25 protein-coding genes are annotated in these 26347 nt (G+C 73.2%); 15 read left to right on the top strand and 10 right to left on the bottom strand.

Going from position 1 to position 26347, the window contains the following annotated elements; all coding sequences use genetic code 11:
* Nucleotides 1-178: 178 nt before the first annotated feature.
* The 3 genes from AB0F62_RS28645 to AB0F62_RS28635 all read right to left on the bottom strand — a co-directional run bounded on the left by AB0F62_RS28645 (nt 179) and on the right by AB0F62_RS28635 (nt 4448).
* Nucleotides 179-2329: a serine/threonine-protein kinase gene (locus AB0F62_RS28645; protein ID WP_361805268.1), complete on the bottom strand. Its 2151-nt coding sequence runs from the start codon at nt 2327-2329 to the stop codon at nt 179-181.
* 114 nt (nt 2330-2443) lie between these two features.
* Nucleotides 2444-3592, bottom strand: coding sequence for a PP2C family protein-serine/threonine phosphatase (locus AB0F62_RS28640; RefSeq protein ID WP_361805265.1), 1149 nt, complete (start codon nt 3590-3592; stop codon nt 2444-2446).
* Between the two features lie 97 nt (nt 3593-3689).
* Nucleotides 3690-4448, bottom strand: coding sequence for an IclR family transcriptional regulator (locus tag AB0F62_RS28635; protein ID WP_361805262.1), 759 nt, complete (start codon nt 4446-4448; stop codon nt 3690-3692).
* Between the two features lie 179 nt (nt 4449-4627).
* Between AB0F62_RS28635 and AB0F62_RS28630 the strand changes: the two genes are divergently transcribed.
* Together AB0F62_RS28630 and AB0F62_RS28625 are read left to right on the top strand one after the other, a co-directional pair.
* Entirely contained in the window at nt 4628-5365 is a 738-nt protein-coding gene (locus tag AB0F62_RS28630; RefSeq protein ID WP_361805259.1) for a dienelactone hydrolase family protein, read from the top strand.
* Nucleotides 5365-5655, top strand: a complete 291-nt coding sequence (locus AB0F62_RS28625) for a DUF6295 family protein (RefSeq protein ID WP_361805256.1) — start codon at nt 5365-5367, stop codon at nt 5653-5655. Before AB0F62_RS28630 ends, AB0F62_RS28625 begins: the two co-directional genes overlap by 1 nt.
* Before the next feature lie 12 nt (nt 5656-5667).
* On the opposite strand, the gene AB0F62_RS28620 is transcribed toward AB0F62_RS28625, so the two are convergent.
* Entirely contained in the window at nt 5668-6861 is a 1194-nt protein-coding gene (locus AB0F62_RS28620) for a damage-control phosphatase ARMT1 family protein (protein WP_361805253.1), read from the bottom strand.
* Nucleotides 6862-7363: 502 nt separating this feature from the next.
* On the opposite strand from AB0F62_RS28620, the gene AB0F62_RS28615 reads away from it, so the two are divergent.
* Together AB0F62_RS28615 and AB0F62_RS28610 are read left to right on the top strand one after the other, a co-directional pair.
* On the top strand, nt 7364-7933 hold the full coding sequence (locus tag AB0F62_RS28615; protein ID WP_361805280.1) for an HD domain-containing protein: 570 nt from the start codon (nt 7364-7366) through the stop codon (nt 7931-7933).
* Nucleotides 7934-8857: 924 nt separating this feature from the next.
* On the top strand, nt 8858-9097 hold the full coding sequence (locus tag AB0F62_RS28610; protein ID WP_361805250.1) for a WhiB family transcriptional regulator: 240 nt from the start codon (nt 8858-8860) through the stop codon (nt 9095-9097).
* 163 nt (nt 9098-9260) lie between these two features.
* Here the strand turns inward: AB0F62_RS28610 and AB0F62_RS28605 are convergent, their stop codons facing one another.
* Entirely contained in the window at nt 9261-9599 is a 339-nt protein-coding gene (locus AB0F62_RS28605) for a DUF3040 domain-containing protein (protein ID WP_361805247.1), read from the bottom strand.
* 119 nt (nt 9600-9718) lie between these two features.
* On the opposite strand from AB0F62_RS28605, the gene AB0F62_RS28600 reads away from it, so the two are divergent.
* The 5 genes from AB0F62_RS28600 (at nt 9719) to AB0F62_RS28580 (ending at nt 13487) form a co-directional block, all read left to right on the top strand.
* Nucleotides 9719-9946 carry a DUF5133 domain-containing protein gene (locus tag AB0F62_RS28600; protein WP_361805244.1) on the top strand — a complete coding sequence of 76 codons (228 nt, stop codon included), beginning with the start codon at nt 9719-9721 and terminating at the stop codon, nt 9944-9946.
* A 478-nt stretch (nt 9947-10424) separates the two neighbouring features.
* On the top strand, nt 10425-10907 hold the full coding sequence (locus AB0F62_RS28595; RefSeq protein ID WP_361805241.1) for a GNAT family N-acetyltransferase: 483 nt from the start codon (nt 10425-10427) through the stop codon (nt 10905-10907).
* 283 nt (nt 10908-11190) lie between these two features.
* Nucleotides 11191-12390 (top strand): glycoside hydrolase family 64 protein, encoded by a 1200-nt coding sequence (locus AB0F62_RS28590; protein ID WP_361805238.1) that lies wholly within the window; start codon nt 11191-11193, stop codon nt 12388-12390.
* Nucleotides 12391-12488: 98 nt separating this feature from the next.
* The gene (locus tag AB0F62_RS28585) at nt 12489-13055 is read left to right on the top strand and encodes a cysteine hydrolase family protein (protein WP_361805235.1); all 567 of its coding nucleotides are present in this window, start codon (nt 12489-12491) and stop codon (nt 13053-13055) included.
* Nucleotides 13056-13193: 138 nt separating this feature from the next.
* A complete protein-coding gene (locus AB0F62_RS28580) occupies nt 13194-13487 on the top strand; it encodes a hypothetical protein (protein ID WP_361805232.1) in 294 nt (97 codons plus the stop codon).
* A 345-nt stretch (nt 13488-13832) separates the two neighbouring features.
* Here the strand turns inward: AB0F62_RS28580 and AB0F62_RS28575 are convergent, their stop codons facing one another.
* The 3 genes from AB0F62_RS28575 to AB0F62_RS28565 form a co-directional block, all read right to left on the bottom strand.
* Nucleotides 13833-14951: an XdhC family protein gene (locus tag AB0F62_RS28575; protein ID WP_361805229.1), complete on the bottom strand. Its 1119-nt coding sequence runs from the start codon at nt 14949-14951 to the stop codon at nt 13833-13835.
* A 10-nt stretch (nt 14952-14961) separates the two neighbouring features.
* Nucleotides 14962-15804 carry an SRPBCC family protein gene (locus AB0F62_RS28570; protein ID WP_361805226.1) on the bottom strand — a complete coding sequence of 281 codons (843 nt, stop codon included), beginning with the start codon at nt 15802-15804 and terminating at the stop codon, nt 14962-14964.
* Between the two features lie 140 nt (nt 15805-15944).
* A complete protein-coding gene (locus tag AB0F62_RS28565) occupies nt 15945-16904 on the bottom strand; it encodes a LysR family transcriptional regulator (protein ID WP_361805223.1) in 960 nt (319 codons plus the stop codon).
* Nucleotides 16905-17063: 159 nt separating this feature from the next.
* On the opposite strand from AB0F62_RS28565, the gene AB0F62_RS28560 reads away from it, so the two are divergent.
* From AB0F62_RS28560 to AB0F62_RS28535, 6 genes are read left to right on the top strand one after another with little or no spacing between them, the layout of a single operon-like run.
* Nucleotides 17064-17954, top strand: coding sequence for a xanthine dehydrogenase family protein subunit M (locus AB0F62_RS28560; protein WP_361805220.1), 891 nt, complete (start codon nt 17064-17066; stop codon nt 17952-17954).
* A 5-nt stretch (nt 17955-17959) separates the two neighbouring features.
* Nucleotides 17960-18451: a (2Fe-2S)-binding protein gene (locus tag AB0F62_RS28555; protein WP_361805217.1), complete on the top strand. Its 492-nt coding sequence runs from the start codon at nt 17960-17962 to the stop codon at nt 18449-18451.
* Nucleotides 18448-20826, top strand: coding sequence for an aerobic carbon-monoxide dehydrogenase large subunit (locus AB0F62_RS28550; RefSeq protein ID WP_361805214.1), 2379 nt, complete (start codon nt 18448-18450; stop codon nt 20824-20826). Before AB0F62_RS28555 ends, AB0F62_RS28550 begins: the two co-directional genes overlap by 4 nt.
* Entirely contained in the window at nt 20823-21782 is a 960-nt protein-coding gene (locus tag AB0F62_RS28545) for an XdhC family protein (protein ID WP_361805211.1), read from the top strand. Before AB0F62_RS28550 ends, AB0F62_RS28545 begins: the two co-directional genes overlap by 4 nt.
* Nucleotides 21779-22675 carry a MoxR family ATPase gene (locus AB0F62_RS28540; RefSeq protein ID WP_361805208.1) on the top strand — a complete coding sequence of 299 codons (897 nt, stop codon included), beginning with the start codon at nt 21779-21781 and terminating at the stop codon, nt 22673-22675. The genes AB0F62_RS28545 and AB0F62_RS28540 overlap by 4 nt, the downstream gene beginning before the upstream one ends.
* The gene (locus AB0F62_RS28535) at nt 22672-23916 is read left to right on the top strand and encodes a VWA domain-containing protein (protein WP_361805205.1); all 1245 of its coding nucleotides are present in this window, start codon (nt 22672-22674) and stop codon (nt 23914-23916) included. Before AB0F62_RS28540 ends, AB0F62_RS28535 begins: the two co-directional genes overlap by 4 nt.
* A 35-nt stretch (nt 23917-23951) precedes the next feature.
* On the opposite strand, the gene AB0F62_RS28530 is transcribed toward AB0F62_RS28535, so the two are convergent.
* Entirely contained in the window at nt 23952-24899 is a 948-nt protein-coding gene (locus AB0F62_RS28530) for an MHYT domain-containing protein (RefSeq protein ID WP_361805202.1), read from the bottom strand.
* Between the two features lie 366 nt (nt 24900-25265).
* Complete coding sequence (locus AB0F62_RS28525; protein ID WP_361805199.1) at nt 25266-26168, bottom strand: squalene/phytoene synthase family protein; 903 nt, start codon at nt 26166-26168, stop codon at nt 25266-25268.
* Nucleotides 26169-26347 lie beyond the last annotated feature (179 nt).

Raw genomic sequence — 26347 nt, 5'->3', positions numbered from 1 at the left:
GGCCCGGGGGAGTTGTCGAATCGTCCGAGTAGCCCACTACGAGGACGACTCTCCGCCTTGCGATGCACCGCACCTGGGGGCACCTCCCAGCGCCAACTGGGGGAGCCGCTGGGACCGCCCTTCGGGCGGTGGGGGCACCTCCCGGCGGTAGCTGGGGGAGCTCATGTGACGACACGACCTAGAACGTGATCACCGACACCGACCCCGAGGTCGCGTCGGCGACGTAGACGCGGCGCTCGTCCGGCGACACCGCCACCCCCTCGGGGCTGGAGCCGACCGAGATCGCGTCGCCGACCGTGCGGTTCTCCGCGGTGTCGATCACCGACACCGCGCCCGAACCCCCATCGGCCACGTAGACGTGCCGTCCGTCCAGCGACATCGCCAGCCCCGCGGGGCTGGAGCCGACCGGGATGGGGTCGCCCACGGTGCGGTTCAACTCGGTGTCGATCACCGACACCGACCCCGATCCCCCGTTGGCGACGTAGACCTTGCTCCCGTCCGGCGACACCGCCAGCCCCTCCGGGCGGCGCCCGACGGGGATGGGATCGCCCACCACACGGTTCTTCGCCGTGTCGATCACCGACACCGACGCCGAGGTCCTGTTGCGGCCGAAGCTGGTCACATAGACCTCGCGCCCGTCGGGAGACACCGCGACGCCCCGCGGGAAGCGGCTGACCGGGATGGGATCGCCGACCACGCGGTTCTTCGCGGTGTCGATCACCGACACCGAGCCCGAGGTCCCGTTGGCCACGTAGACCCGGCTTCCGTCCGGCGACACCGCCAGCCCCTCCGGGCTGGAGCCCACGGACACGGCATCGCCGACCGTGCGGTTGCTCGTGGCGTCGATGACCGAGACCGAGCCCGCGTAGTTGTTGGTCACGTAGACCCTGCGCCCGTCCGGGGACACCGCCACCCCCTTCGGGAAGCGGCCGACCGGGATGGGATCGCCCACGGTGCGGTTCAACTCGGTGTCGATCATCGACACCGAGCCCGAGCTGTAGTTGGCGACGTAGCCCCGGCCCCCGTCCGGGGACACCGCCACGCCGTGCGGGGAGTCGCCGACCTTGATCGACTGCACGGATGTCGGTGCGGCGCGGTCAGGGCCCGAAGGCGACTGTGCCAGGTAGATGCCACCGCCCACCAATGCCAGTGCCGCCAGCAGCGCTCCCGCCACTATCCCTGCCCGCCGGCGCCGGGGCCGCGGACGGCCGGGCCGGGCCGGACCGGGCCCGGGTGGACCGGACCGCGGAGGGCCCTCGTCGGCCTGCGGCGGCAGCGGCCCCCGGGGCGGACCGCTCAGTTCCCCTTCCCCCTGCCCGGCCGGCGGCGGGAGTTCGGTCGTCAGGGCGGCCGCCGCCTGGGGGCGCGGCGGCTCCGGCGCGGGAGACCGCTCGGGCGGTGCCGCGTCCGCGGGAGCCGCGGACTCCCCGGGCGGGGCCGGGTGCAGGTGGTACGGCTGCGCGGCGACGGAGGAGAGCCGCCGGGCGGCCTCTTCGCCGCCCATCCTGTCCGCGGGATCCTTGGCCAGCAGCCCGACGAGGACCGGGGTCAGCCGCGTCTCCCTGCGCGGCGGGGCGGGGGGCTCGAAGAGCAGGGCGCTCAGCGTGGTGAGGGCGGTGGCGCGGTCGAAGGGGCCGGTCCCCTCGAGCGCGAAGTAGAGGGTGGCGCCGAGTGAGAACAGGTCGCCGGCCGCCGTGGGCGGCTGGTTGTTCGCCCGCTCCGGGGCCATGAAGCGCGGGGTCCCGAGGATCTCCAGGGTCGCGGTCAGCCGCGCCTCGCCGGAACTCGGCTCCAAGGCGATGCCGTAGTCGGTCAGCATCACCCGGCCGCCGCCCTCCGTGGGGTAGGAGGGCTGCGGGTCGGGGTGGGTCAGCAGGATGTTGGCCGGCTTGACGTCCCGGTGCAGGACGCCGAGGCGGTGGCCCTCCAGCAGGGCGTCGAGCACCGCGAGCCCGATCCGCGCGACTTCCGCGGGCGGAAGCGGTCCCCGCTCGCGCACCACCGCCTCGAGGTCCATGGCGCCGGGCACGAACTCCATGACGATCCACGGCAGCCCGTCCTCCTCCACGATGTCGTGCACCGTGACGACATGGGGATGGGTCCGCAGCCGGGCGGCGTGCCGGGCCTCGCCGCGCGCCCTGGCGATCCGGGAGCTCACCTCCCGCTCGGGGATTCCGGGCGGCAGGACGATCTCCTTGAGCGCCACCTCGCACGCCAGTTCCTGGTCGTAGGCGAGCCACACCCGTCCCATGCCGCCGACACCGAGCCGACGCAGAAGCCGGTAGCGTCCTGTGACCACGCGCCCGACGTCCTCGTGCGTTCCAGCCATGGCACTTCCTCGGCGAGCGTTGTAAAGGCTCCCCTTCCACGTATCGCACATCGCCTCAGGCGCAGCAAATCGCCCGCGGGACACGTGGCTCGTGACAGCCGGCCGCCCGGCGGTTCAGCCGGCCCGGAGCCCGTCGACGGAGCCGGTCGCCGCGGCCACGGGCGCACCGACACGCGGTTCGGTGACGGGGGCGGCGCTCGAGGTGCTGCGGAGCAGGAGCAGCGCGGCGTCGTCGTGGAGCCTGCCCCCGACGTGCTCCAGCAGGTCGTCGTGGAGCGCGGCGAGGGTGCGCGCGGGGTCGTCGGTCAGATGGCGCGTGACGCGTTCGTCCAGCGGGTAGAAACGGCGGCCGTGGTCCCGGGCCTCGACGACACCGTCCGTGTAGAGCAGCAGCTGGTCGCCCTCGGAGAACGGCAGCACCTGGAGCACCGGTTCGTCCCCGGCCAGGGCGCGCAGACCCAGCGGCGGGACCTGGCCGGAGGACTCGACGGCGAGGACGTCGCCCCCGCGCAGCAATAGCGGCTCGGCGTGGCCGCAGTTGACGACCTCCATGCGGCCGGGGCGGGGATGCCCGACGACCACGGCGGTGACGAAGTCGTCCGAGCCGAGGTTGCGGGCCAGGCTGCGCTCGATCCGGTCGACGACGTCGAGCAGATCGGGCTCGTCGTAGGCGGCTTCGCGGAACACACCCAGCACCAGGGCGGCGGTACCCACCGCCGGCAGCCCCTTGCCCCGCACGTCGCCGACGATCAGACGCACGCCGTACGGAGTGGGCACCAGGGCGTACAGATCGCCGCCGATCCTGGCCTCCGCCGCGGCGGCGCTGTAGCGCACGGCCACCTGGAAGGGGCCGACCGTCTCCGGGACGGGGAGCAGCAGCGCGTGCTGGGCGGCCTCGGCGACCGAGCGGACGGCCGCGAGCACCCGCTCGCGGCGCTTGCGGATCGCGGCGCCCAGCCCGCTGGCCAGGGTGACGGCGGCCAGCGCGCCCACCACGATGGCCAGCTTGTCGCCGGGAGTGTCCTTGTACGCGCCGAGCGCGGCGGCCAGGGCCACGGCCAGAACGCCGACCCGCAGCACGCGCCAGGGTCCGCCCACAGCCGCGGCCAGCGCCGGACCGACGGCGAGCAGCGGCAGCCAGTCCGGGCCGCCGCCGCTGGCGAAGGCGACGAGCGCCACCCCGCAGATGATCAGCAGCGGCACTCCCGAGGCGAAGTGCCACGTCGGCCGTCCGAGATGCCGCTGGTCCCGGGCTTGACTCATGTTCGTCCGCATCCCTGCCTGTGCCGGCCGTCACACCGCTGCTGTCCGTTTCAACCAGTTAATGGGCTTATGCACCCTCGCCGCAAGGGCGGGAATTTCAGATAGTGAGCGACAGTCCGCGGGTCACTCGGCTCGCGGTGGAGAGCAGCATGGCCCGCACCTCGTCGAGGGCGTCGAGCCGGTCCGCGCGCACCGACACGCCGAGCGCGCCCAGGGTGCCGCCGCTGTGGACCGGGACCGCGATGCAGACGGTGCCGAGGGAGTACTCCTCCAGGTCCATGACAGCCGGAGGGGCCGGCGCCTCGTCCAGCCGCCGCAGCAGCTCGGCACGGCGGGTGATCGTGCGCGGGGTCAGATCGGCCAGCGCGTGGCGGGAGAGGTAGTCGTCGCGGGACTCCTCGTCCAGTTCGCGCAGGACGCACTTGCCGAGGGCGGTGGCGTGCCCGGCCTCCTCGAAACCGACCCAGAGGTCGACCCGCGGGGTCCGGGGGCCGTCGACGATGTCCGCCACCCGGATCTCGCCGTCCTCGTAGAAGGTCAGGTAGACGGCCGCCGACACGTTGTCGCGCAGGGCGGCCAGCGCGGGCCGGACGCGGCTGAGCGGCATCTGCGGCCGGCTCGCGGCATGGAGGGCGCCGAGCTTGTCACCGAGGGCGAAGCCACCGTCGTCCAGCTTGCGCACATAGCCGTCGTGGGTCAGCGTCCGCAGCAGGTGGTAGGCGGTGGCGAGCGGCAGTCCGGTCTCCCGCGCCAGCTGTTTCGCCGGTACACCGCCCTCGTGCGCGCCCACCGCTTCCAGCAGGCGGAAGGCCCGCTGGACGGACGTGATGAGCGTCGGCCCGCCCTGAGCAGCCATACGACCAGCCTGCGCCCGGCGCGCGGCCCGGGCAAGCGACACGGCGCCGCGGCCGCCGACCGCGCCGGGCGACCGGCCCCACCCGTCCCAACCCGCGGGTCCGGGGCGGCGGCGGCAGGGGGAGAGTGTTTGCGGCATAGAGTGCTGATCATCCGTCCTCCCGGAAGGATTCGACGTAGATGTACGACGCACTTCTCGCCGAGACCGTCACCCTCACGGGTCACGGCGGCGACCGCATCGAGGCCTACTCCGCCCGGCCCATGACGCCCGGTCCTTACGGCGGCGTCGTGGTGATCCACCACATGCCCGGTTACGACGCCCCCACCAAGGAGATCACCCGGCGGTTCGCGGCGGAGGGCTTCGCGGCCGTCTGCCCGAACCTCTACAGCCGTGAGGCGCCGGGCGCGTCGCCGGACGACGCGGCCGCGGCGGCCCGCGCCCGCGGCGGCGTGCCCGACGAGCGGTTCCTGGGGGACGCCGCCGGCGGCGCCGCGTACCTGCGGGGCCTGCCGTCCTCCAACGGAAAGGTCGGTGTGATCGGCTACTGCTCCGGCGGCCGCCAGGCCTTCCTCGCCCTGGCCTCGCTGGACGTGCAGGCCGGCGTCGACTGCTACGGGGCCTTCGTCGCGGGCCGGCCGCCCGAGGACTTCCCGCTCCAGATCGAGCCGATCGTGCACCTGACGAAGGACCTGCGCGGCCCGCTGCTGGGGCTGTTCGGCGCGGAGGACAGCTACCCCTCCCCCGAGCACGTCGCCGAACTGGAGGCGGAGCTCAAGGCGCAGGGAAAGCCGTACGAATTCCACACCTACGAGAACGCGGGCCACGCCTTCTTCGCCGTCGGACGGCCGAGCTACCGCCCCGAGGCGGCGGTCGACGGCTGGTCCAAGGTCCTCGCCTTCTTCAGGGAGCACCTCTGATGTGCACGTACCTCACCGAGAAGATCCGCATCGACGGCAGCGGCAAGGGCGCCCAGGGCTACTTCGGGCTGACCGAGGCCATGGTCTACGTCGACCACCCGCAGCACGCGCCATACGAGCACACCGTCAACATCGACTTCCTCAACCCGGCCCTCGGGCCCGCGGCCCGGGTGGCCGTGGAGCTGACCGAGGAGGCCGCCCTGGCCCTGGTCGACGCGATCCGCTCCGCGCTGGCCGCGGCCCCTCCGGGGCTGGCCTCCTCCGGGCAGGCCGCACCGGCGGCGCGCTGACGGCGCGGACCGTCACCCCGGGACCGCGACCTGGATCAGGGCGTGCGTGCCGCTGGTACGCCATGCGGTGCCGGTGGCGTCCAGCCGGGCCGCGGTCTCCGGGGTGAGTCCGGCGACGGTGTCCGACTTGAGGGTGCGCAGGGCGGCGACCGGCCCCGGGAACCAGGCGGTGACGTCCGCGAACGGCACCGTCGGCGGCCAGTGCCGGTCGTCCACCAGGCGCCGGTAGTTGAGGTCGCCCTTCATCACCGTCAGCTGCCCGGCGGCGAAGCGTTCCCGCAGGTCGTCCGGCATGTCGCGATAGCCGAGCGGCGCGCAGGCGAAGGGGTGGGCGGACAGGGTGAGCCGGCCCTCGCGCAGGGCCGCGAGCAGGCGTCCGCCGACGCGGGCGGCCTCGCCGGGGGCGCTCGCCATCCGGTGCAGACAGGACAGGACGTCCTGGGCGGTGGCGTCGGAGACGTAGTACGGGCGCGGTTTGACCAGCAGGTCGACCGCGGAGGCACGTCCGCTCGCCAGGAGGTCGTCGACGAGGGCGAGGTCGGCGAGGACCTCACGGGCGCTGTTGTCCGTCACGACGACGACCGTGCCGCCGTCCAGCAGCGACCACAGCACGTCCGAGTCGTCGGCGACCAGCGTGCCGGACGCCTCGGGGCCGCCCGCGTCGGCCACCATGGTGAAGCCGAGGTCGGCCTGGTTGCCCCACACGGCGGCCGCCAGCAGCGCGTGTTCGCGGTCCCCGGGGGCGAGACCGGGCAGGTCGTCCAGGGCGGCGAGGTCGTCGGCGAAGCCGGGACCGTCCAACTCGGCCTCCTTGAACGGCGCGAAGAGGTCGACCCCGTGCCATGCGCCGTCGGCGAGATATCCGGCGGCGTCCAGCAGGCGCCGGTAGAAGTACGACTCCGACCACAGGAACGGCAGTTCCGGCCACGGCCGCCCGAACCGCCCCTCGCCCCACGCCTCCCACTCCGCGCGGTCCGGCGCGTCCTGCGGCAGCGGTGCCACCGAGCCGTGCCGTGACTCCTCCAACAGGTCGGCGAAGGCGCGCCGCCGCTCCGGTCCGTACGGGACGGCGTCGAGGATGCGCCGGATCAGCACGGGATGCCGGACCTGGAAGACGCTCCAGGCGAAGGACTCGGGGTCCTCGCAGGTGATCGGCGGTGCCTGCGGCGGATTCGTACCGGGGGTGCCGTCCGGGTGTCCACCCATGCGTCGTCGTCCTCCAGTCGTCGGGTGCGGTGGGCCGTCGCGGGAATTCTCACAGGAAGCGGACGGCGAGCGGCGCACCCGGGCCGTGCGCGGCGACCCGGCGGAAAGGTGTTTCCTTCGGGCGCGGCCTCGGGCACCCTGTCCCGCGACGGGATCGCGGGATGGCGATGCGGGGCGACGGGGAGTGCGAGTGGCACAGGTACACGTGGAGTTGGTCTGCGACGAGGAGCCGGCCACGGCCGTGCTCACCGAGGTCGGGCCGCGGGCGATGGACGTCGTGGGGGTGCTGCGCCGGCTGACCGGCCTGAGCGCGTGGAACTGCCTGCTCCTCACACGCCGCGCCCCGGTGGTCGTCCTGCGGGACGTGGGCGGTGAGTACGCCGCGTCGGCCGTCGCCGCGCTCCGCGCGGCCGGAGCCACCGCCGAGGTCGGGGTCGGAGGCGAGGACGGGGACGGGGTCGAAGGCGGGGACGGGCTCGGAGGCGGGGTGTCGGAGCGGGCGATCAAGAGGGCCCTGACCGAGTGGCCCGGTCTGCGGCCGCTGCCACCGCGGGTCCCGCCTCTGTTGCGGAAGGTGGGCGCCCCACCGCGACTCGCGGCGCATCTGCGGCTCGTGCACGACGTGGCGTGCGAACTGGTCGAGTGGGTCGGACGCTACAGCCCGGGCCTGGTCGTGGACCGTTCGGCTGTCTTGTTCGGCGCGGCCACGCACGACATCGGCAAGGCCCTGCACGTCGCCGAGTTGTCCGGTCCGGGCGGCAGGCACGAGAAGGCGGGGCGTGCTCTGCTGCTGACGCACGGCGTCGAGCCGCGCCTGGCGCGCTTCGCCGCCACGCACGGGTCGTGGACGGGCGACGGCGTCACCGTCGAGGAGCTGCTGGTGAGCCTGGCCGACAAGGTCTGGAAGGGCAAACGCGTCACGGACCTGGAGGACCTCGTCGTCGTCCGTCTGGCCGATGCGACGGGGAGCGAGCGCTGGGAGGCGTTCCTGGCACTGGACGAGTTCCTCGGCACCGTCGCCGCGGACGCCGAACGCCGGCTGGCCTTCCAGGCGTCGTTCCCGGTCGCCTAGCCGTACGCGGTCATGGGGCGACCCGGGTGCAAGCGGCGAGGTCGTGGTGTTCCCGTCGCGGGTGGGTGCGGGTTCGTCTCGCTCCCTTCGGTCGCAAAGCGGCGGGCTGCGGAGGGGAGGGTGGGGGGCCTGGGGCTGGTCGGCCGTGTGCGGGTGGGTGGGTGGCGGGGGTTCAGGCTCCGGAGCGGGGTGCCTTTCCGGTGGCGTGGGTCTCGTCGCCGTCCGCGGGTATAGATGGCCGCTTCCCCGCCTACTGCCGGTGGTGGACGCGCCTGCCGTGACCGGCGTCTGCGGCTGATTCGGGGTACTGGCGGGGCGTGGGCGGAACATCGGGCTCGCTTTCGCCGACATAGTCGGTGGAACAGAGCCCGATCTTTGAGCCGGAGAAGATCGGGCCCGCTTTCGCCGAAATAGTCGGCGAAACAGAGCCCGATCTCGGAAACCACCCACCGGGCCCGCCTCCTGTCGGGGAATCACCCGCAGACGCCGGTTACGGCAGGCGCGCCACCCACGCACGGTGGGCGTGGCCACCGGCCATCTCTACCCGCGGACGGAAACGAGACCCACGCCACCGGAGAGGGAACCCGCTCCGGCGCCTGAACCCCCGCCACCCACCGGCCCGCACACTGCCGACCAGCTCCAGGCCGCCACCCTCCCATCCGCAGCCCGCCGCTTTGCGACCGAAGGGAGCGAGACGATCCCGCACCCACCCACGGGCGCTTCCCATGCGGCCAACGGCCCGAGTGGACGCGGCGGCCGCCAACTCCCCCCGCCCCTCGGGAACGGCGCCTGTTTCGGCCATCCTCCCGCCGTCCGCGCTCGCGCCCCGGTTCGGAGGCATCGCCGTCGGCACACCGGGTACGCGACGCAGCACGGACATGTCCGTGGCACCCCCGAACGCTTCCTCCGGAAGGAGTCGAGACGATGGGCTGGTGGCGAAGCGCCGCTTGCGCAGACGAGGATCCGGAACTGTTCTTCCCGGTCGGCTCATCGGGCCCCGGCGCCGGGCAGGAGGCCCGCGCCAAAGCGGTCTGCGAGAGGTGCCCGGTGGCGAACCCATGCCTGGAGTGGGCACTCGAGACCGGTCAGTCCGCCGGGATATGGGGCGGCACCTCCGAGGAGGAACGCCGGGCGATGCGCCGCCGCGCCGCACACGGCAGCTGACCGGTCCCCGAGATCGGAGCGCTCCGGCACACACGTCCCGGTTCGCGCGCCGTCCGGGCGTACACGTTCCCGAACCGTCCCGCCGGGCTGTACGCCCGGGCCCCGCCACCGGTGCGTCGACCCGCCTGCGGCCGCCCCACAGCGCGGCGGACGAGTCCCCCGCTCAGCGCCGCCGGCGACGCCGCCGGGCACCCGTACGCCGCACCACGCCCGGCAGGCGCACGGCGACGAGCAGGGTGACCAGCCACGTCACCACGAAAGCGCACACCACCGCGAGCAGGGTCGTCACGGTGGCCGCGATCAGCAGGCCGAGGCACACGATCGCCAGCAGGGCCAGAAGCAGGGTGCGCGGCCGCCGCAGCAACTCTCCCGGGCCCGGGTCCGGCCTCGGTTCCAGCCGCATCGTACGCAACTGCCGATCGAGGGCCCCGTCGCAGCGCAACACATCCTCGATCTCCGCCAGCGCCCGCCGTTCGCGCTCGGAAAGTCCCGAACCGTCCATCACCGCCCCCTCCACCCACCGCCCATGCGTGTCCCTTACCCCGAATGGGCGAAGGGATGAGGGGTACCCGGTCGCAGAGTCGCAGAATGTGCCGGTGTCGTGACGGAGGGATCCCGATCATGTTGATGGCCCATCCCGTGGTTCTGCACATGCTGGTCGAGCGGTACGAGACACTGCGGGCGCTGAACGCCGAGAACGGCGGCCCCGAGGTGCGCCATCGGTTGGAGGACGTGGCGCACACCCTCTGCGTGGCGACGGGGACGCGGGACGTGGGGTCCGCGCTCGCCGCGGCGCGCCGCGGGATGCCGGGCGCGCGGCCGGACGAGCATCGCGTCCGCGGTTCCTGAGACCGGGAGGCGCTGAGAGCCGACGGGGTGGCGTGAGCGGCGGGCGGCCGGGTACGCGCCCCTCAGCGGAAAGGCCCGAACCGGGAGGATCGCATGTCGAGGAACGCCACGCCCCCCAACGATCCGGTGCCGCCGAACCCCACCCCCTCGCCCGGCCCGACAGGACCCGAGCCGGGCCCGGCGCCCGGCCCCGTACCGCCGCCGGTCAGCCCGGATCCGCTGCCGCCGACGCCCCCGCCGGCCGGCCCGGACCCCGTGCCCCCGAACCCCATGCCGCCGGGTCCCGGGCCGGAACCGGGTCCGCTTCCGCCTCCGGGACCCAGCCCGCAGCCCGCGAACTGAGGGACCGGGCCGGGCCCGGGGCGGACGCCCGGGCGGAGTACCGCCGCATGTGCGACTTCGTCCCGCTTCGGCGCTCGCACGGCCGTGACAGGATCCTGCCGACGATCCTGATCCGGCACGGGGACGCGGAGGAACGATGGAACTGCTGCGGGCCGACGGGCTCGACGCCGGCTACGCCCGTACGGTCGCGGGCTGGCCGGACTCCCCGACCGAGGTCGCCCTGTGGTGCGGGCGGAAGGACTTCCCCGTGCCGGTCGACGTCGTCGCGGGCTGGCGGCAGGCGTCCGACGTCGAGGCGTACGTGCTGCACGAGGACGCCGACCCCGTCGCCTACGGCGAACTCTGGGTCGACACCGAGGAGTCCGAGGTCGAGCTGGCCCGCGTGATCGTCGCTCCCGGGGCCCGCGGCCGGGGTGTCGGGCGGCATCTCGTCGCCGAACTGACCGTACGGGCCCGGCGGACCGGACTGCCCGACGTCTACATGCGCGTGCACCCCGACAACGCTCCCGCACTGCGGTGCTACCGGGCGGCGGGGTTCGAGCCGGTCGCCCCCGAGACGGCGGCGCAGTGGAACGTGCGGCAGCCGGTCGCGTACGTCTGGCTGCGGCACGCGGGGTGAGCGGGCGCGCGGCGCCGCCGTGGAGAGCGCTCTCATACCCTAAGAAGATGGCGCGGACACGTCAATAGGTACGGACCAATCCGCGCCGCGGTCAAGGTCGTGGCGACCCACCTCCGCCACCGACCCGACCTGCGGCGTCGCCGGCCCCACACGTCCCGGGCCGACGGAGGGTCACCAACCGCGCCGAGTCAACAAGTTCGGAACGACGGATTGACACCGTCCTCTCCCGGCCGGACTCTGAGAGCGCTCTCACACCTCCGCCCCCCACACCAGGAGGAAGCGCATGCACGCCCGACGAAAGCCCATCGCGGCCCTGTTCGCCGCGCTGCTGACGGCGGTCGGCCTCAGTGTCCTCGGCACCACGTCCCCCCGCGCCGAGGCCGCCGTCCCCTCGACCATCCCGCTGACGATCACCAACAACTCCGGCCGCGGCGAGCCCGTCTACATCTACGACCTCGGCACCGAGCTCTCCACCGGCCGCCAGGGCTGGGCCGACGCCAACGGCACCTTCCACCCCTGGCCGGCCGGCGGCAACCCGCCGACCCCGGCACCCGACGCGTCGATCACGGGCCCGGCCAACGGGAAGTCCGTCACGATCCGGATCCCCAAGTTCTCCGGCCGGGTCTACTTCTCGTACGGCCAGAAGCTGGTCTTCAAGCTGACCACCGGGGGTCTGGTGCAACCCGCGGTGCAGAACCCGTCCGACCCCAACCGGAACATCCTGTTCAACTGGTCCGAGTACACGCTCAACGACGCCGGCCTGTGGATCAACAGTACGCAGGTGGACATGTTCTCGGCCCCCTACGCCGTCGGCGTGAAGCGCTCCGACGGCACGACCAGCAGCACCGGGCGCCTCAAGCCGGGCGGCTACAACGGCTTCTTCAACGCCCTGCGCGGCCAGCCCGGCGGCTGGGCGAACCTGATCCAGACCCGCTCCGACGGCACCGTGCTGCGCGCGCTCGCCCCCGGCCACGGGATCGAGACCGGCGCCCTGCCGCGCACCGTCATGGACGACTACATCAACCGGGTCTGGCAGAAGTACTCCACCTCGACGCTCACCGTGACCCCCTTCGGCGACCAGCCCGGCACGAGGTACTTCGGCCGGGTCTCGGGCAACGTCATGAACTTCACCAACGCCTCCGGCGCCGTCGTCACCTCTTTCCAGAAGCCCGACGCCGACAGCGTCTTCGGCTGCTACAGACTGCTGGACGCGCCGAACGACCTCGTGCGCGGCCCGATCTCGCGCACCCTGTGCGCCGGCTTCAACCGCTCCACGCTGCTGACCAACCCCAACCAGCCGGACACGAGCGCGGCCGGCTTCTACCAGGACGCCGTGACCAACCACTACGCCCGCAAGATCCACGCGCAGATGGCCGACGGCAAGGCGTACGCCTTCGCCTTCGACGACGTCGGCCACCACGAGTCGCTGGTCAACGACGGCAATCCGCAGCAGGCGTACATCACGCTGGACCCGTTCGACTAGGGTCCGCGACCAGGGGCCGGGCCGCTCGGGCCCGATTGTCAGTGGCCCGGCCTACGGTGGGAACGACACAGGAACCGCGACGAGAGACTGGAAGTCCCATGACGACCCTCCCCGACCGTCCGAACACCGCGCTGCTGATCATCGACGTCCAGAACGGAGTGGTGAGCGGCTCCCACAACCGCGACGACGTCATCGCGAACATCAACACCCTGATCGGCAAGGCGCGCGCCGAGGACGTACCGGTGGTCTGGGTGCAGCACTCGGACGACGACCTGCCGAAGGGCAGCGAGAGTTGGCAGTATGTGCCGGAGCTCGTGCGCGAGGAGTCGGAGCCGCTGATCCACAAGCTGTACGGCGACTCGTTCGAGGACACCGAGCTGGAAGCCGTCCTCGCCGACCGCGGGGTGGGCCGGCTCGTCGTCACGGGCGCCCAGACGGACGCCTGCATCCGCTCGACCCTGCACGGGGGCATGGTGCGCGGTTACGACGTGACGCTCGTCGGCGACGCGCACACGACGGAGGACCTCAGCGCCTACGGGGCGCCCGGTCCGGACCTGGTGATCTCCCACACCAACCTCTACTGGAAGTGGCAGAGCGCCCCCGGGCGCCGCGGCGGCACCGTCGACACCGCCGATGTCTCCTTCGCGGCGGCCGAGGAGAGCTGAGCCGTCCGGAGTCACGGACCGATCCGCCCGGCGGTGGAGGCTGCCGCCGGGCGGGACGGCGCCGGCTCCGTGGCCGAGGCCGGCGGACGGCAGACGGCAGACGGCGGGACTCCACGTCGGTAGGCTGATCATCACCGGATGGTGGATCAAGGGCGGGTGGTCACGGTGATCGGCATGTACAGCGCCGCGCAGCAGAGCGGCAACCCTTCACCGGGGCATCTCCTCAATATCGCGGTCCCCTCCCTGCTGACCGGTCTCTTCCTACTCCGCCGACGTCGGCAACTCGCCCAGGAACCTCCCATCATCGGGCGCCCCCCGGAAGCTGTCGCGCGGCTGCGCCTCGGCTATCTGATCTCCGGATGGCTCTGCACGGGCTTCGGGGCGTTCGCCCTGCTGGTCTCCGCGATGGTCGCCCTGACCTCAGGGCGGTGAAGCAACCGCCTCCGGCCGCCGGATGAGCGGCACCCCCGGCTGATCCGGGATCGTGCGGCCGTACCGCGCGCGGCGTGGAACCCCTCCGCCACGGCGACCTGACGCGCCGCCTCCTCGGGTTCGGCGGCACCGTGGGGCAGGACGGCCCCCACCCACCAGGAGCGACCCGGAGCGTGGCGCAGCAGCGCTCCCCGGCGATCTCGACGTGCTCGCCCGGAAGGGCGCGGGCGCTCCGCTCCTCCGGGCCCCGCGGGGCTGCCGGATCGCCCATCACGGACCCGGGCAGAGCCGGCAGGCGCACCCTCCCGATCCGTCGGCCTTGGCGCTCCGGCAGGTGATGGCCCGTCAGATCTCGGTCCCGGGACCTGCCACGAGCGCGGCCGCAGCGTGGATGGGCCCCTCCGTGCCGCTGAGCGGGGTGCCGGTACCGCCGCGGCGTCCGGCGATGATCTCGGCGGCGATGGAGACGGCGGTCTCCTGCGGGGTGAGCGCGCCGATGTCGAGGCCGATCGGCGAGCTGAGCCGGGCGAGTTCGGCACCGGTCAGGCCCGCCCGCCGGAGGCGTTCGAGGCGGTCCTCGTGAGTGCGCCGGGAGCCCATCGCCCCGACGAACGCCAGGGACGGCAGGCGCAGGGCCACATCCAGCAGGGGCACGTCGAACTTCGGGTCGTGGGTGAGGACGGCCACCATCGTGCGGGCGTCGGTGCGGCCCGCGGCCGCCTCCGCGGCGAGGTAGCGGTGCGGCCATTCCACGACCACCTCGTGGGCGTCGGGGAACCGCGCCGCGGTGGTGAAGACGGGGCGCGCGTCGCAGACGGTGACCCGGTGGCCGAGCAGTGCGCCCTGGCGGGCGAGGGCGGCGGCGAAGTCGGTGGCCCCGAAGACCAGCAGGCGGGGCGGCGGGGCGTACGACCGGAGGAAGACGCGCCGTTCGCCGTAGCGGCGCTGTCCGCTCGTACCGCGGGCGAGCATGGCGCGGGCGTCCTCGGCTACGGCGTCGTCGAGTTCCGCGGAGCCGAGGCCGCCGGAGTTCCCTTCGGGGCGCACCACCAGCCGGGTCCCCGTGCCGGGGCCGGCGACCACCGTGGCCACGGCGACCGCCCGGCCCGCCGCCACGTCATCGAGGACACCCGGCAGTTGGGGGTACGTGGCCGGGGAGACGGGCTCGGCGAAGATGTCGATGGTGCCGCCGCAGGTGAGGCCCACGGCGAAGGCGTCGTCGTCGCTGATCCCGTACTGGTGCAGCTGCGGAGTCATCGTCCGGGCGACCTCTCGCGCCACCTCGTAGACGGCGGCCTCGACGCACCCGCCGGACACGCTCCCGGCGACCTCTCCCTCGGCGGACACGGCCATCACCGCGCCCGGGGGGCGGGGCGCACTGCGGTAGGCGGCCACCACGGTGGCGAGTCCGATGGTCCGGCCCGCCGCGTACCAGGTGCGGAGCGGTCCGACGAGGTCATGCATCACGGTGCCTTCAGACCAGCCACACGATGAGCAGGACCAGCACGACGACCGCGAGGGCGGCCGGGATCGCGCGCTTGAGCACGGCGCCCTTGGCGATGCCCATGAGGTCGATGGGCTCCGGTTCCGGAGCCGTGGCGGTCGCCGTCGGCGCGGGTGCGGACTCCTGTGCGGGTGCGGGCTCCTGTGCGGGCGCGGACTCCTGTGCCGGTGCGGACTCCTGTGCGGGCGCGGGTTCCTCTGTCCGCTCCGCGGCGGGCGGCTCACCACTCCCGGTCCGCGCTCCGTAGACGGCGGCATCCGGGGCCGCCCCCGTCCCGTTCACCGCGGGTGCGGGAACCGGCGCGGCGGACGCCCCCGTGCCCGCGCCCACCGCGGCGGGGGCCGGGGCCGCGACCGGGGCGGGGGCCCGCTCCTCGGCGAGCTGCCGCTCCAGGGCCTCCGCGAACTGGCCCAGCAGTTTCCTGCTGACCTCCTCGATCATGCCCTTGCCGAACTGCGCGATCTTGCCGGTGATCGTCAGCCTGGTCTCCACCGTCACGAGCGTCGCCTCGTCCTGGGGGACCAGGCGGGCGGTGATGCGCGCGTCGGCGTTCCCCTGTCCCCGGGCGTCGCGTCCGCGCGCCCGCAGTACTGCGGTCCGGCTCTCCTCGTCCCGTTCCTCGAAGGCGGCGGTGCCCTTGTACTGGACGGTCACGGGACCGACCCTCACCTTCACCACGCCGTTGTACGTGTCGCCGTCCCGGCCGGTGAGCTGGGCGCCCGGCATGCACGGCGCGATCCGCTCGACGTCGGTGAGCAGTGCCCAGGCCTGGTCCGGCGGCAGGCTCACTCGGAACTCGTTGGTGAAGTCCATCGAGGGCAGACCTCTCTTCCGGTGGTGGCGTCGTCGGCGGACCCGGACGGTGCCCACACCTTGGGCCTGCCGCCGCGGGCCGTCAACGCGCAGTTCAGCGTTCGCTTAAGAGACCTCGGCGCGGGGGCGGGTGCGCCCGGTCAGCTCCAGAGCGTGACGTGGACGGGCGGCCGGAACTCCGTCAGCGGCACGCCGTTGGAGCGGGCCAGCATGGCCTGTGTGGCGGCCGGGGTGGTGACGAAGCGGCACAGCGCGGCGGCGACGGCGGAGCGGCGTTCGTGGGCGAGGGTGCTCGCGTAGAGCATCCCGTTGATCGGCATGCCGAGGACGTCGAGCACGACGAGGTGCGACCGCCGCAACTCGTCGCGTACGACGTGGAGCAGGGCCAAGGTCACCCCGTCGCCGGCGGCGACGGCGTTGAGCGACGCGGTCACACTGGGGAAGGCGGTGGCCTTGGCGGGGTCGACGCCGATACGGGTGAGAAAGGCGCCGGCGAGGGTGTCGGGATCCATGCCCGCGGGGCCGAAGAGCCAGGGCTCGCGGCCCAGCCGGCCGGGGGCGATACGGGACTGCTGTCCCAGCGGGTGGCCGGGCGCGGCGACGACCACCAGTTGGAAGCGGAGGAAGGGGACGGACTCGATGGCGGGGTGGGCGGCGGGCGCGGGCCCGATCGTCACGTCGGCCCTGCGGTCCCTGAGCAGTTCACCGAAGACGCCGACGGGCACGGCCAGCGTGTCGGCGTCCAGGTCGGGCTGACGCCGTCCGAACGCCGCCAGCAGGGCGGGAAGCACCTGCTCGGCCCCGGTCTCGGTCGATGCGACCCGCAGTTGGGCGGTGCCGGCGGTGGCCTGCCGCACCCGGTGACGGGTCTCCTCCGCGAGGCCGACGATCTCGGCGGCTCCCGCGGCGAGGCGCTGTCCGCCCGGGGTGAGGCTGATGCCCCCGGCGGCCCGGATGAAGAGGACATCGCCCAGTTCGCGGCGGAGTGCCGCGACGGCCCCGGACACCGCGGGCTCGGTGACGCCGAGGGATTCGGCGGCGGCCTTGACCGATCCCAGGCGCGCCACGGCGACGAAGGCCCTCAGCTGAGTCAGCGTCATGAGCCTATTACATCTGTTCGAGCGTCAACTGTCGCAGTCCGTATTAACCATTCACTTCAGTTGGCGTTGACCGCCCCCGTCCGCGCCACGAGTGTTCCCCCCACATGCACCCCGCATCGACCCACACCGTCCACCGTCCGGGCAGGGAAGGAGGGTGCCGTGCAGGTACCCGCTTCGTTCGAGTACCAGCGGGCGCAGAGCGTGGAGGAGGCCCTGGAACTGCTGGGGCGCTTCGGTGAGGAGGCGAGGGTCCTCGCCGGAGGACACAGCCTGCTCCCGATGATGAAGCTGCGTCTGGCCGGGCCCGAGGTGCTCGTCGACATCAACGACCTCACCGAACTCGACCACATCGACGAGACCGGCGGCGAGCTGCGGGTCGGTGCCCTCACCCGGCACCGCACCCTGCTGGAGTCGCCGCTGGTCGGACGGCACTTCCCGATCATCCACGACGCCGAGCGGGTGATCGCCGACCCGCCCGTGCGCAATCGCGGCACGATCGGCGGCTCGCTCTGCCAGGCGGACCCGTCCGAGGACCTGTCGGCGGTCTGCGCCGCGCTGCACGCGGTCGCCGTGATCCGCGGCGCGGACGGCGAACGCACCGTCGCGATGGCCGACTTCCACCGCGGGCCGTACGAGACGGCGGTCGGCGCCGGGGAGATGCTCACCGAGGTGCGCTTCCCGATCCGTCCGAACTCCGGCAGCGCCTACGAGAAGCTGGAACGCAAGGCGGGCGACTGGGCGGTGGCGGCCGCCGGGGCGGCGCTCTCGCTCGACGGCGGGCGCATCGCGCACGTCGGGGTGGGCCTCGCGGCGGTCGGCGCCGGCGGGCTGCACGCGGACGCGGTGCAGGAGCTGCTGGAGGGCCGGGAGCCCTCTCCGGAGCTCTTCGAGGAGGCCGGCCGGGTGGCGTCGGCGAGCTGCTCGCCGGTCACCGACAGCCGTGGGACGGCCGAGTACAAGCGGCATCTGGCCGGAGAACTGACCAAGAGGGCCCTGCGGCGTGCCGTCGACCGGGCCGCCGCTCCGGCCGCGGCCGTGAGGGAGGGATGACGGACATGCGGATCACCGTGAACGTCAACGGCGAGGACCACACCCGGGAGGTGGAGGCCCGCCATCTGCTGGTGCGCTTCCTCCGTGACGACCTGGAGCTGACCGGTACGCACTGGGGCTGCGACACCAGCAACTGCGGCACCTGCGTGGTGCTGATGGACGGCGAGCCGGTCAAGAGCTGTACGGTCCTGGCCGCCATGGCCGAGGGCCACGAGATCCGTACGGTCGAGGGGCTGGCGGACGGCGACCGGCTCGACCCCGTGCAGCAGGGCTTCATCGAGGAGCACGGGCTGCAGTGCGGCTTCTGCACCCCGGGGATGATGCTGAGCGGGCGGGCGCTGCTCGACCGCAACCCCGACCCGTCCGAGGGCGAGATCCGCGAGGCGATCTCCGGCCAGCTGTGCCGCTGCACGGGCTACCTCAACATCGTCAAGGCCATCCGGTGGGCCGCCGCCAACGAGGCCGGCAGCCGTACGCAAGCGGGGAGCCAGGCATGACCACCGTCGAGGAACCCTCCGTCCCCGCCGCGGAGGAGCGGCCGATCGGCTTCGGCCGGATGAAGCGCAAGGAGGATCCGCGCTTCGTCCGCGGCAAGGGCCGCTACGTGGACGATGTGAAGCTGCCCGGCATGCTGCACGGCGCCGTGCTGCGCAGCCCCTTCGCGCACGCCCGGATCGTGTCCATCGACACCTCCGCCGCCGAGGCGCACCCCAAGGTCAAGGCCGTCATCACCGGGGAGACCCTGGCCGGGCTGGGCCTGGCGTGGATGCCGACGCTGTCGATGGACACCCAGGCGGTGCTCGCCACCGACAAGGTGCGCTTCCAGGGTCAGGAGGTGGCCTTCGTCGTCGCCGAGGACCACTACGCGGCCCGGGACGCGATCGAGCTGATCGACGTGGACTACGAGCCGCTGGATCCCGTCGTCGACGCCCGCCGCGCCCTCGACCCCGCCGCCCCGGTCATCCGCGACGACCTGGAGGGCCGCACCGACAACCACATCTTCGACTGGGAGGCCGGCGACCGCGCCGCCACGGACGCGGTGTTCTCCGACGCCGACGTCATCGTCGAGCAGACGATGCTCTACCCGCGTGTGCACCCCGCACCGCTGGAGACCTGCGGTGCGGTCGCCTCCATGGACCCGGTCGACGGCAAGCTGACGCTTTGGACGACCACTCAGGCACCGCACGCGCACCGCACCCTCTACGCGATGGTGGCTGGGCTGCCCGAGCACAAGATCCGGGTCATCTCCCCCGACATCGGCGGCGGCTTCGGCAACAAGGTCGGCATCTACCCGGGTTACGTGTGCGCGGTCGTCGGCTCGATCGTCACCGGAAAGCCCGTCAAATGGGTGGAGGACCGCTCGGAGAACCTGATGAGCACCTCCTTCGCCCGCGACTACCACATGACGGGGCAGATCGCGGCGACCCGCGAGGGCCGCATCCTCGGCGTGCGCGTCAAGGTCCTCGCCGACCACGGTGCCTTCAACTCCACGGCCCAGCCGACGAAGTACCCGGCGGGCTTCTTCCACATCTTCACCGGCTCGTACGACATCGAGGCCGCGCACTGCGAGGTCACCGGCGTCTACACCAACAAGGCGCCGGGCGGCGTCGCCTACGCCTGCTCCTTCCGCGTCACCGAGGCGGTGTACCTGATCGAGCGCATGGTGGACTGCCTGGCGGCCGAACTCGGCGCCGACCCGGCCGAGCTGCGGATGCTCAACCTGCTGCGGCCGGAGCAGTTCCCGTACCAGAACAAGACGGGCTGGGAGTACGACTCCGGCGACTACCCGGCCTGCCTGCGCAAGGCGATGGACCTCGCCGGGTACGAGGAGCTCCGCCGCGAGCAGGCGGAGAAGCGCGAACGCGGCGAACTCATGGGCATCGGCCTGTCGTTCTTCACCGAGACGGTCGGCGCCGGCCCGCGCAAGCACATGGACATCCTGGGCCTGGGCATGGCGGACGGCTGCGAGCTGCGCGTCCACCCCACCGGCAAGGCCGTCGTCCGGCTCAGCGTGCAGACGCAGGGACAGGGCCACGAGACGACGTTCGCGCAGATCGTCGCCGAGGAACTGGGCATCCCGCCCGAGGACATCGACGTCGTGCACGGCGACACCGACCAGACGCCCTTCGGCCTCGGCACCTACGGCTCCCGCTCCACCCCCGTGTCGGGCGCCGCCGCGGCGCTGGTGGCGCGGAAGGTGCGGGACAAGGCGCGGCTCATCGCCGGGGCGATGCTGGAGGTGTCGCCGGACGACCTGGAGTGGACCAAGGGGCGCTGGTCGGTCAAGGGCGACCCGGCGATGACCCGGACGATCCAGGAGATCGCGCTGGCCGCGCACGGCGCGCTGGAGCTGCCGGAGGGCGTCGAGGGCCATCTGGAGGCCACCACGGTCTACAACCCGCCCAACCTCACCTATCCGTTCGGCGCGTACATCTGCGTGGTGGACGTCGACCCGGGGACGGGCGCGGTGAAGGTGCGGCGCTTCATCGCCGTGGACGACTGCGGGACGCGCATCAACCCCATGATCATCGAGGGGCAGGTGCACGGCGGCCTGGCGGACGGGGTCGGCATGGCGCTGATGGAGTTCATCGGCTTCGACGAGGACGGCAACTGCCTGTCGGGCTCCTTCATGGACTATCTGCTGCCGACGGCCCTGGAGGTGCCGGCCTGGGAGCTGGGCCACACCGTCACCCCGTCACCGCACCACCCGATCGGCGCCAAGGGCATCGGGGAGTCGGCCACCGTGGGTTCGCCCCCGGCCGTGGTCAACGCCGTCCTGGACGCCATCGGCGTGCGCCACGCGGACATGCCGCTGACCCCCGGCCGGGTCTGGCAGGCGATGCGGCACGGCGAGGTGGAGGCGCCGCAATGAGCCCCGCCCCGGTGCTGGACGCTCGGATCGCCGAACTGACGGCACGGCACCTCCCGTTCGTCCGGGCCACGGTCGTGCGCGCCCGCCGCCCGGCGAGCGCGCGCCCCGGTGACACCGCCGTGGTGCTGGAGGACGGCCGGATCGAGGGGTTCGTCGGCGGTGTGTGCGCCGAGGCCACGGTCCGCGCGCAGGCGCTGCGGACCCTGGCCAGCGGCGAGGCGCTGCTGCTGAGGATTTCCCCGGAGGCGGAGGAGAAGGACGCCTCCGGGGAGCCGGAAGCCGAGGACGGGGCGCTGAACCTGCGCAATCCGTGCCTGTCGGGAGGCGAGCTGGAGATCTTCCTGGAGCCCCGGCGCCCCGTCCCGCGCGTCCTCGTCCTGGGCGACACGCCCATCGCGCGTGCGCTGACGGGCCTCGGTCCCGCCCTCGGCTACGAGGTGGCGGGACCGCCCGGCGGCGGGCTCACCGAGGAGTCCCTGACCGGGGCCCGCGCGGTCGTGGTGGCCTCGCACGGGCGTGGCGAGGAGGCGGCGCTGACGGCCGCGGTGCGCGCGGGTGTTCCGTACGTGGGGCTGGTGGCCAGTCCCGGGCGCGGCGCGGCGGTGGTCGGCGCGCTGGACCTCACGCCCGAGCAGCGGGACGGGATCCGGACGCCCGCGGGCCTGTGGATCGGAGCGCGCACCCCGGGGGAGATCGCGCTGTCCATCCTCGCCGAGGTGGTCGCCTCGGTGCGGGGCGGATCCGAGCCGGTGGACGCGGCACCGGAGCCCGTCACACGCGCGGCGCCCGCCGCACCCGCGGGGCCCGCCGCCCTCGACCCGGTCTGCGGGATGACCGTGGCCGCCGTCGCGGACACCCCGCACTCCGACGCGGGAGGGGAACGCCGCTGGTTCTGCTGCGAGGGCTGCCGCACGGCCTTCGAGGCCGACCCCGGCCGCTACGCGGAGGCGCGGTGAACGCTTTCGTCGAGGAGCGGGTCCCGGACCCCGCCGGTCTGCGCCGGGCGCTCGACGAGCGCGGCTACCTCGCGGACCCCGGGCTGGTCACGGCGCTGTTCCTGGCGCTGCGGCTGCCGCAGCCGCTGCTGCTGGAGGGAGAGGCCGGGGTCGGCAAGACGGAGGCGGCGAAGGCCCTGGCCGACGTGCTCGGCGGACCGCTGGTGCGGCTGCAGTGCTATGACGGCCTGGACGCGGCGGAGGCGCTCTACGAGTGGAACCACGCGCGCCAGCTGCTGGGCATCCGGCTCGCCGAGTCACGCGGTGAACGGCTCGCCGAGGCGGATCTGTTCACGGAGGAGTATCTGCTGCGGCGCCCGGTGCTGACCGCGCTCGCCCATCCGGGCCCGGAGCCGGCGGTGCTGCTGATCGACGAGATCGACCGGGCGGACGACGACTTCGAGGCCTTCCTGCTGGAGGTGCTGGCCGAGTCGGCCGTCACCGTCCCGGAGATCGGCACCATCCGGGCCGTGGTGCCGCCGGTCGTGGTGCTCACCTCCAACCGGACCCGGGATCTTCACGACGCCCTCAAGCGGCGCTGCCTGTACCACTGGATCGACTACCCCGAGGCGGAGCGGCTCGTGTGGATCGTCCGCCGCCGTGTCCCCGGCACCTCCGCGGAGCTCGCGGAGGCGATCTCGGGCGCGGTACGCCGGCTGCGCGCCCTGGAGGTCCAGAAGGCTCCGGGCATCGCCGAGAGCATCGACTGGCTCGCGGCGCTGGCGCTGCTCGGCGTACGGCGGCTGGACGCCGAGGCGGCCGGGGAGACGCTGGGCACGCTGCTGAAGTACCGGGAGGACCAGGAACTGGTGCGGGAGCGGGGCCTGGACTGGCTCGTGGGGCACCGGCCGTGACGCCTGGGCCGCCCTCCGGACCGCCGCTCCCCCTCTTCGACACCGCCGAGTTCGGCGGCCGGCTCGGCGAGGAGCTGCGGCACGCGGGGCTGCCCGTCACCCCGGAGCGGACGGTGTGCTTCCTGCGGGCGCTCCGGCTGGCGCCCCCGGTCGACCGCGAGGCCCTGTACTGGGCGGCGCGCCTGGCCTTCGTCACCGACCGGGACCTCGTCGCGCCCTTCGAGCGGGTCTTCGAGGGCGTGTTCGGCGGGCTCGGGGGTGTGGCCGCGGAACGCGGCGACCGTACCGCGTCACCGCCGCCGTCCGGTGGGGACGCCGTACGGGCACCGTCCCCCGGCGCCCGTACGGCACCGGGCGGGAGCCCGGTCGGGGCGGCGATGGTCCGCGTGGCGGCCGTACCCCGTCCCGGGGAGGCGGACGGCCCGCCGGGCACGGTGCCGACCGTGGGCAGCACGGCGGAGGTCGTCGCCCACAAGGATTTCGCCGCCCTCGAACCGGCGGAGCTGGCGGCCCTGGACCGGTTGATGGAACTGATCGTGCTGCGCACCCCGCTGCGCAGGACCCGGCGCCGCGACGCCGACCGGCACGGCCCCCGGGTGGATCCGCGCCGCACGCTGCGCTCGATCCGCGCGACGGGACTGGAACCCGTGCGGCTGGCACGGTCGAGCCCGCGGCTGCGGCGCCGGCCGCTGGTGCTGCTGTGCGACGTCTCGGGCTCGATGGAGCCGTACGCCCGCGCCTACCTCAGGCTCTTCCCCCGCGCGGCCGCGGTGGGCCTGGCCGCCGAGGTCTTCGTCTTCGCGACGCGCCTGACCCGGCTCACCCCGGTGCTGCGAACCTCAGGGCGACACGGGGTGGACGCGGCGCTGCGCCGGGCTGGGGTCGCCGCCTCGGACTGGTCGGGCGGCACCCGGATCGGGCACGCCCTGGCCGAGTTCAACAACCGCTTCGGTCGCCGGGGCATGGCGCGCGGCGCGATCGTCGTGATCTTCTCCGACGGCTGGGAGGGCGAGGACCCGCGTGCCGTGGGCCGCGAGGCCGCCCGGTTGCGGCGGCTGGCGCACCGCGTGGTCTGGGTCAACCCCCGCAAGGCGGCCCCGGGTTACCTTCCGCTCGCCGGCGGCATGGCCGCGGCTCTCCCCCATTGCGACGAGTTCGTCAGCGGCCACACATTCGCCGCGCTCGCGGAGGTGGCCGACGCGATCGGGGGAAGGGAAAGGGGGCGGCGCCCTTCGAAATGACTTTCCTTAGGGCGCCGCCCGCCGATCGCCGCGAGTCAGCCGCCGAATTCCCGCGGCGCCTGATACGGATCGTGCTGCCGCACATCACCGAATTCCCGCGGCGCCTGGTACGGGTCATGCTGTTGCGCGCCGCCGAACGCCTCGAATGCACGGGCGGCGGAATCGGGTGCGCGGCGCATTCCCGGGCCCTCCGGGGAAGCGGCGGGTTCGGCAATCCGCCGCGGGACGGAGAACTCCTCCCGCGGCGCCGCGAACTGTTCACGCTGCGGTTCCAGGGGACTCATCAGCACCGCGAAGGCGACGAGCAGGACCTCGATTCCGAGACCGATGATGAGAGGGGCGACGAGGGCGATACCGGTGACGCCGCCCGAACTGGCGACCCCCGACACGCTCCTCACCGTCACCGCCGTCATGGCCGTGTAGTGCATGCCGCTGATCGCGATCGCCATCACGAGGGATGCGCCGACGGTTGCGCGGGCCCCCTTCACCCGCAGCGTGAACCACAGCGCGGCGGTGGCGGCCACCACCGCGATGACGACGGAGAGCGCCACGAGCACCGTCGTGTACTCGACCTCGCCGGGGAAGAGCAGGGCCGCCATGCCCATGTAGTGCATGGCGGCGACGCCGATCCCCGCGCCGACGCCGCCGATGAGCAGCCCGGTCCAGGAGCGCATCACGCCGGCGATGTACATCCCGAAACCGACGATGACGATGGCGATGCCCAGGCTGGCGGCGGTCAGCGGCACGTCGTACCGCAGTTCCACGCCGTCGACGGCGAAGCCGAGCATGGCGATGAAGTGCATGCCCCAGATGCCCGATCCCAGGGTCAGCGCCCCGGCGGCCAGCCACGGCCATCCCTCGGACCGGCCCCGCGCGTGGAAACGGCCCGCGCAGGCGAGCCCCAGGCCGGAGCCCACGGCGGCCATGACATAGGCCAGCACGGGATAGACCGCGTGCGAATAGAGATGCTGCTGGTGCCCCACGAAAGAAACTCCCCACCTGGCACGGACGGCGTGCGGAACACATCGCGGACAACGATTGAATACATCGCCGGCAATGGAGGCGACTCCAGTGTCTACAAGCCTCACTGGCACACCGTCAAGACTTCGAAACCGAGTGGTCCGCATTAAGCAATTGCTTATCCGCGGGATTCGCCCGGCCGGGGGTCCGCCCGCCGTCCGCCACCCGGATCACGATGCTTGAACCTTATACCAACCACTTCGCCTTGTCGCGCCTTCCCCGGAGCCGGGGCGCCGCAATACGGGGCCGGATATTCACTGCTGAGGGAAATTCAGCGAACTCGGCTTCCAGTAGGGCGAGTTGGCCTCCGCGACCCGCCGCATACCCGGTCAGAGGCGTACGCGGCGGGCGCTCAGATAGGCGCGGGCGAGCGTGCCCAGTGCGGCGGCCACCGGCCGGGGCGCCGGGCCGCTCAGGAGTTCCCGCCCGGCATGCTCCACGGCGCGCAATCGGTGCCCCTGGAGAGCGATGAGGGCCTCGACCATGGGCCGGTTGGACTCCGGAACGAGGTCGGCGAGGCCACGCGCGCCGGTGAAGCCGTCCTTGACCGTCCCGGCCTGGTCGCGGACGAGGGCGGCCACGGCCTCGGGGTCGGGGGCCTGACCGAGGCCCGCACGGGTCAGGCCGTGGCGGGCGAGGGCGTCCTCGGGGACGCCGAGGCGCCCCTCCCGGAGGTCCTCGGCCATGTCCTCCAGGAAGTCGAGGCGCTGAGCGGCCTCGATGAACGTCCGGCACGCGGCACGGTAGGCGTCGAAGCCGGTGGACGGCGCGAGCAGGCCCGCGACCAGGAGGAAGGCGGGCAGGGAGTACGCGTCGACATAGGTCTGGAAGTCGGCCTCGGTGGCGAAGCCGCTCCACTCGGCGTCGGCCGGTGCGGCGACGAGGTAGTCCGCGACGATGCCGTGGAGCACGGGCCGCCGGGCGACGGTGTGGGCGAGGGCACGCAGCAGGGGTTCCCCCGCGTCGCCCGCGAGGGCCGCGCGCACCTGCCCGTCCCAGGCGGCGAAGGCGCGGCGGCCGTCGGGCCCGCGGTCCAGGAGGTTGTCGCTGTGGTGCATGAAGGCCGTGGCCGCGAGGGCGTCGGGGACGATCGACGCCGGCAGCAGCAGGCGTACGGCGGCGTACGAGGCGCGGTCGAAGCGGGCGACCACGCGGCGTTGCTCGGTGTACGCCGCGCGCAGCGCGGGGTCGGCGATGCCGGCCCGGTCGAGGGTGTGCCGCCAGGTGGTCATCGTTCCGCCGCTCCCAAATGTCCGCCGACCGGATGGCACCGATGATCACCCAAACGCAGAAAAACCCGCAAACTCACTGGCGTGATCCCCTCGCACCGGCTCCGACCTGCGCGACCACGGTTCCGGATACGGGCAGAAACGGGCGCACTCTTCCCTTGTACGGGCTGAACGGCCCGCTC

This window comes from Streptomyces sp. NPDC026673, from assembly GCF_040638135.1.
Classification (GTDB): Bacteria; Actinomycetota; Actinomycetes; order Streptomycetales; family Streptomycetaceae; genus Actinacidiphila.
This window is presented reverse-complemented; position numbering and strand designations above follow the sequence as displayed.